We start from the raw sequence: 6000 nt of genomic DNA, 5'->3' as shown, positions 1-6000 counted from the left end.
CAGAATAACTTTCAACTTTTGCCAGTGTTGATCTGTCAGCATGGTACGAGGCATAGCGAATAGTAAAATTGGGTTTGGCGATTTGATTTTACTACTTCGCTATTTTTTTAAGCTAAAAGTGTCAACACACCCTATAGAACCAAAAATTTCTTTGTTTAAAGATAAAGCGATATCGAAGGATAAAGCTGGCTGCCAAGAAAAAATATCACCGGCAGAAATAGCATTTGAGCTGTTCAGTTTCGAGAAGGCCAATCTTTAGTGATCACCAAATAAAAATGCAAAGAAATTTTAGGGAATAAATTTTATGAAAAAGCAGATTTCTATCTTTGGACTTGCTCTTGTTTCGGGTTTAATGAGTGCCTGTGGCGGTGGTGAGGGAAGTAGCTCAGACAGTCCTACTGTCACTACACCTCCAAATGTTCCTAAGGAAAGTATTTCCCCTGAGCTTTCAGAGGAGTTTGTCCCGTTTGAAGATCAGGATATTGTAAAGAAAATTCGCGATAAAATTTCCGGAAATACCAGTAATGATACCGACTATAATGTTGCTCTAGGTCACATGATTGGAGAAGTATTCGCAGATTATCCTTATGGGCGTACTGCACGTATTATCAAAATTTATAATTTGGGCATCAATAGTATTAAATATCCAAATCTGATCTGTTCGGAAGTCAATACCACTGGTTCGGTCAAAACCCTGAAATTAAAAACAGATAAAGATAACTGTATTATTCTGGATAAAACTTACCGTAAAGGCTCAAACATTACTCAGACGGTGAATGGTGACACGACGACTTTAAGCTTTAGCAATGTCCGTTATGGTTCAAATGTAGATTTTAATCTCAAGGACGACTACCTGATTTCTGGCACAATTGTGCATCGTAAAACCAAAAATAACATGGGGCAATCCGAATCTTATCAAATCGATCAGTTGGAATTCCAGCGTATCGCCGAGACCGGTCAGGCAGGTACTTCTGGAATCGCGTTTGATACAAAGAGCAAAGAATATCTGCAGGTGCGTAATTATAATTACAGCTTGGTCGATGATTATGGCAGTGGCAGTGGCAGTGGCAGTGGCAGTAATGGGATTCGTACCTTAACCAGTCGTGGTACGATTATCGGTCAGCCTGATCTGGCAGATTATCGTTACAGTTTTGATTTTAATACCACGACACCATTTAAAATGGATGAAACCGTATTAAATAACTATAAGCATTTGCCAAAAGAGGGCGTGCTTAGAATTAAGGACAGCGATGATCAGGTAATTGAGGTCAAACAGAACCAGCCTGAATCATTGAAGGCTACTGTTTATTTCAATGGCAGTGAAATTGATGACCTGCTATGGTCTACCATTATCGGTGATAAACAATAATTCGAGATGTCAAAAAAGCCCTGTATTTCCAGGGCTTTTTTTATTATTGATTGGGGAGAAGTTTTTATTACAAAACTATTTTGAATAGCCGTGCTAATAAATCAGGTAACTGTAGCATCCAATAACAATTCGGCGGGATAAACCGCTTGCCATGAAGTTTTAAACTGTTTATGCACTTGGTCAATTGGGAAAGTACTGAGTTTTGCAATATTTTGCGCTTTTTGAATATTGTCGGCGCGCATATATGCAATCAAATAGTCCTGACCATGAAGTTGCAGATAAAACCAGGACTCGACATGAACCTGTTCAGCCTTAAGCGTTTCAATTACTTCGTCTTGACGTGCTTTCAAAGTACGCTGCCAGTCATGAACTTGCTGCATGTGTAAGGGCTTAAGTTGAATGAGAACTGCGCCGACATCCATAATTTTAATTTTCTTTTGAGTATCATCATTATATAAATGATTTATATGAAAAAAGCGACCTGAACCGGTCGCTTTTAAGTTGTTAAGAGGCATTTAGTTGGGTTGAACCAATCCAGTGCTTGGAAAACTGATAGGCAGCACGTCCTGAACGTTGACCGCGTGCCTGACACCAGCGTAGGGCTTCAGCACGGGTTTCTGGCGTGAGTTCCATGTCTGCCTTTTTGAGATAATGTTCTACAATTTCTAAATACAGGTTCTGATCCATTGGATAGAAAGACAGCCATAAACCAAAACGGTCAGATAGCGAAATTTTCTCTTCAATCGCTTCCTGAGGATGCAATTCGGTATATTGCGGAACATCAACCCGGGTAACTGGGGTATTTTCATGCATAAATTCGGGTAATAAATGACGACGGTTACTGGTCGCATAAATCACAAAATTGCTGGAACCGGATTGTAAAGAGCCATCTAAAACACTTTTTAAACTGCGATAATTTTCATCTTCGGCATTAAAAGCCAGATCATCACAATAGACAATAAACTTCTCTGGACGCTCTGCAATGAATTGCTGAATCTGAGGCAGATCGGATAAATCATCCCGTTCGATTTCAATTAATCGTAACCCTTGATCTGCATACTCGGTGAGTAGGGCACGCACAATTGAAGATTTTCCTGTACCGCGAGAACCGGTCAGCAAGACATCATTGGCAGGTAAGCCGTTTAAAAACTGCAACGTGTTCTGGATGACTTTTTCTTTTTGCCGCTCAATTCCTTTTAAATCGGCCAGCTCTATCTGTCTAAGTTGATGAATAGGTTTGAGTTCACCATGTTGCCATTTATAGGCATGAGCAGAAAAATCAGGAATTTGTTTTAGTTCGGGCAGACTTTGCTGAAGTTGCTGTAGAACAGTCGAAAGGGCATTTAAAATATGGTCAGGTAACTCAATTTTCGCCATGATTTAACATTACAGATTTAAAATTATGGCTAAGATAGTACCATTGCAAAATTCACAGTCAAAGCCAGAAAAGTATGATAATTTGCTTAAAGTAGAGAATTTTCGTTATTGTAGAGGATAGAAAATTTGTACACATTTTCTGGCTCTGGGTACGAGCTGTATCAAGAATAAATATAGGGAAAAGGCAGATGCTGTTTAAAGATTTTACTCAGGATATTAATCCACATCAGGCCTATCGTATTAAAAAGCTCAAGCAGCAGCTGCAACAGGCTGAGTCCTATGAGGAATGGAAATATATTGCCCTGAAAATAGATGAAGAATCAGGTGCACAGGAATGGAAATTTGATAACAGTTCACCCTACTTTGATGCAGAAGTGATTGCACATCGTCTGGGTAAATTACGACGCTATCGACAACAAAAGCGTACCCGTGACCTGATGTATATTTTGCGCGAAGGCCTGAGCTACGATATTGCCAACATTGCCCATCCTCTATTGTTTACCGAAGCTTATGTGGGCACTAAAAGAATTATTGAAGATTATGTGGAGCAAGTCAGCCAAGGCTTAGCCTATATTGCTTCAATAGACTGTACCTGTCTCAGTATGGAAGAAAAAATCGAATATTTTCAGCATTGTCAGCGCGCCTATGGCCAGCCAGCCCTGATGTTTTCCGGTGGTTCGACGCTGGGTCTGTTTCATACTGGTGTATGCAAAGCCTTAATGGAGCAGGACTTGTTGCCGAAGGTAATGTCCGGTTCAAGTGCGGGTGCCATCATGACCGCCATGTTAGGTGTATCCAAACCTTCGCAATATATTGATATTTTGAAAGGCCATAATTTCTTTCATGAGGCTTTTCATTTCCGCACCATGAGTGAATTGATGAAAGGTAATGGTGGTCTGGCGGATGTAAAATATCTAAAAAAATTTCTGGTCGAAAATCTGGGTGATCTGACCTTCGAAGAAGCGCTTAAAACCTCAGGTCTGCATATCAATATTGCGGTTGCGCCTTATGATGCTGGACAGGATGCACGCATTTTAAATGCCTATACTTCTCCGGATTTACTGGTCTGGAGTGCAGTACTGGCTTCTTGTGCGGTGCCGATTCTGTTTCCACCGGTTCGTTTGACCAGTAAGCGCTATGATGGTCAATATACGCCTTATATGGGTTCAACCCACTGGGTAGATGGCAGTGTACGGAGTGATTTCCCACAGGAAAAAATGGCACGCCTGTATAATATCAATTATACCATTGCCAGTCAGACCAACCCGCATATCGTGCCATTCATGCAGGATGATATTTCACGTTTCCGTAAAGGTACCTTGAGCTGGCCGCAACGGATTGTTCGCCGTCAGGGCGCGGTGATTACCAAAGGCATGATGGATTTTGCCAGAGAGCATGCCGGAAGCTTACCTCCTGTACGCCGTCTGCTGGATCATGGCTATGGTGTAGTTGACCAGCGTTATTATGGTGATGTGAATATTGTCGGTAAATATAGCCTGCGCCACTATAGCTATATGTTGCAGAATCCACGGCCGTATCTGTTTAAAATTTTACAGCGTGAAGGCGAGCGTGCCACATGGCCGAAAATTTCCCTCATTGAGACTCAGGAACGGGTCGGGAAAACTATTCAGCATTGTCTGGAGCTGCTAAATTATCAGCATACACTTAATCCAATACCTGAATACATTGCCACGACTTAATTTAGATCATCTCGATATTTCTGATTTTGAACTACGAACCAAAGCCCGTAGTCTGGGTTTTGGTCGGCGTCTTTATTATGCCAAGGGAAATGCGCTCTGGCTAAAAACCCAGATATCGCATAGATCTGATAGTTTAATATCATCTCCACATGCTGAACTAGGCTGGCAACATGAGCTGGATTTTTATCAGGCTCATGCCAGCTCAGGTGATCTAAATTTTTTCCTTCCAAATCAAATTATTCAACAGCCTTTCAAGATCAATCATGAACAATTTGAGCAGGCCTTAATTCTGGTCGATGCGCCGGCGCATTTTCAGATCATGCCGCATCAGCAATCCATCACGCAAATTCGGCAACATTTGCTGCAAGCTGTGGAGCCTTTAATCTGCCTGCAAGAATTGGGTTATTTGCATGCCGATTTAAAGCAGGAACATTTTGTAAATAATCAGGGCAGGGTCTGCCTGCTTGATTTTGAGCATGTCCAAATACTCCATCAGAATGACCTGCATGAACTGAATGCGACACCGCGTTATATGGCGCCAGAACTGTTTCAAGGCCAAGCCAAAAGCTTACAAAGTGAAGTTTATGCTTTGGGTGTTATTTTTTATGAGTGGTTGAGTGATCAGCGTTTACAGGCGACCGACTATCTGGATTGGGCCTTTTTGCATTGTCAGCGTTTGAAGATTGAGTTACCGCAACACTTACAAGCCTTTCAAGGCTTATTAGAAGAGATGTTACGTAAGCAGAAGCAGCATAGATTTGCCGATTTCAAAGCTGTTAAAGATTACTTAATGACTGAAATTGAATGAGAAAAATACAATAAAACTCGGATTGTTTCTTATTTAATCAAACGAGTGTTTTTTTATGATAAACGGCTTGTCAGCTGGAAATGATCTCTATAATATACACAGCCATTGGGGACGTGGCGAAATTGGTAGACGCACTGGATTTAGGTTCCAGCGCCGTGAGGTGTGAGAGTTCGAGTCTCTCCGTCCCCACCAATCGATATTTGGGTAACTGGATATTGGGTGGAAGTAGAGGATTGGTGTAATGGTAGCATGACGGTCTCCAAAACCGTTCGTCAAGGTTCGAATCCTTGATCCTCTGCCAAAGTTTGAAAGAAATCCAACGCTAAGTTGGTACCCTGATGGGGACGTGGCGAAATTGGTAGACGCACTGGATTTAGGTTCCAGCGCCGCGAGGTGTGAGAGTTCGAGTCTCTCCGTCCCCACCATCATATTAAAGCAAGGCTAATGCCTTGCTTTTTTATTGCCTGAAATTTAAGGTCGGTTTTTTAGTACCAGACTTTTGCTGTCATGGTTGATGAACATCAATGCGTTCTGGATTTAAATTCTCCAGCGAATGATCATGCAAGGGCAGAACTTTAGCAAATTTCATGGTATTGCATGCAATCTGCATATTGAATAATTTAAATGTCATATGGATCAGTTCCATTGTGTTCATCAATTTTATATGTTGGTCTAAATAGAGTATTATTTGCTCAATAATGAATTAACTGCTTAATTTTTGATATAAAAGTATTTAGCTTTTTGCA

General features: G+C 41.1%; 5 protein-coding genes and 3 tRNA genes. 6 read left to right on the top strand and 2 right to left on the bottom strand.

Annotated features, from left to right (window positions below):
* Positions 1-304: 304 nt before the first annotated feature.
* On the top strand, positions 305-1369 hold the full coding sequence (locus ACTL4S_RS05425; RefSeq protein ID WP_441298907.1) for a hypothetical protein: 1065 nt from the start codon (positions 305-307) through the stop codon (positions 1367-1369).
* Between the two features lie 101 nt (positions 1370-1470).
* On the opposite strand, the gene ACTL4S_RS05420 is transcribed toward ACTL4S_RS05425, so the two are convergent.
* Positions 1471-1884: a DUF6176 family protein gene (locus ACTL4S_RS05420; RefSeq protein ID WP_004646620.1), complete on the bottom strand. Its 414-nt coding sequence runs from the start codon at positions 1882-1884 to the stop codon at positions 1471-1473.
* On the bottom strand, positions 1874-2746 hold the full coding sequence (locus ACTL4S_RS05415) for an ATP-binding protein (RefSeq protein WP_441298906.1): 873 nt from the start codon (positions 2744-2746) through the stop codon (positions 1874-1876). The genes ACTL4S_RS05420 and ACTL4S_RS05415 overlap by 11 nt, the downstream gene beginning before the upstream one ends.
* A gap of 188 nt (positions 2747-2934) precedes the next feature.
* On the opposite strand from ACTL4S_RS05415, the gene ACTL4S_RS05410 reads away from it, so the two are divergent.
* The 5 genes from ACTL4S_RS05410 (at position 2935) to ACTL4S_RS05390 (ending at position 5679) form a co-directional block, all read left to right on the top strand.
* Positions 2935-4446, top strand: a complete 1512-nt coding sequence (locus ACTL4S_RS05410) for a DUF3336 domain-containing protein (RefSeq protein WP_441298905.1) — start codon at positions 2935-2937, stop codon at positions 4444-4446.
* Positions 4433-5254 carry a protein kinase domain-containing protein gene (locus ACTL4S_RS05405; protein ID WP_441298904.1) on the top strand — a complete coding sequence of 274 codons (822 nt, stop codon included), beginning with the start codon at positions 4433-4435 and terminating at the stop codon, positions 5252-5254. The genes ACTL4S_RS05410 and ACTL4S_RS05405 overlap by 14 nt, the downstream gene beginning before the upstream one ends.
* A 107-nt stretch (positions 5255-5361) precedes the next feature.
* Positions 5362-5446, top strand: a tRNA-Leu gene (locus ACTL4S_RS05400).
* A 35-nt stretch (positions 5447-5481) separates the two neighbouring features.
* Positions 5482-5555 (top strand) — tRNA-Trp (locus tag ACTL4S_RS05395).
* A 39-nt stretch (positions 5556-5594) separates the two neighbouring features.
* Positions 5595-5679 (top strand) — tRNA-Leu (locus ACTL4S_RS05390).
* Positions 5680-6000 lie beyond the last annotated feature (321 nt).

The organism is Acinetobacter lwoffii (genome assembly GCF_052078135.1).
GTDB classification, from domain to species: domain Bacteria; phylum Pseudomonadota; class Gammaproteobacteria; order Pseudomonadales; family Moraxellaceae; genus Acinetobacter; species Acinetobacter lwoffii_Z.
The sequence above is the reverse complement of the archived record's forward strand: the minus strand, read 5'-3'. Positions and strand labels throughout refer to the sequence as shown.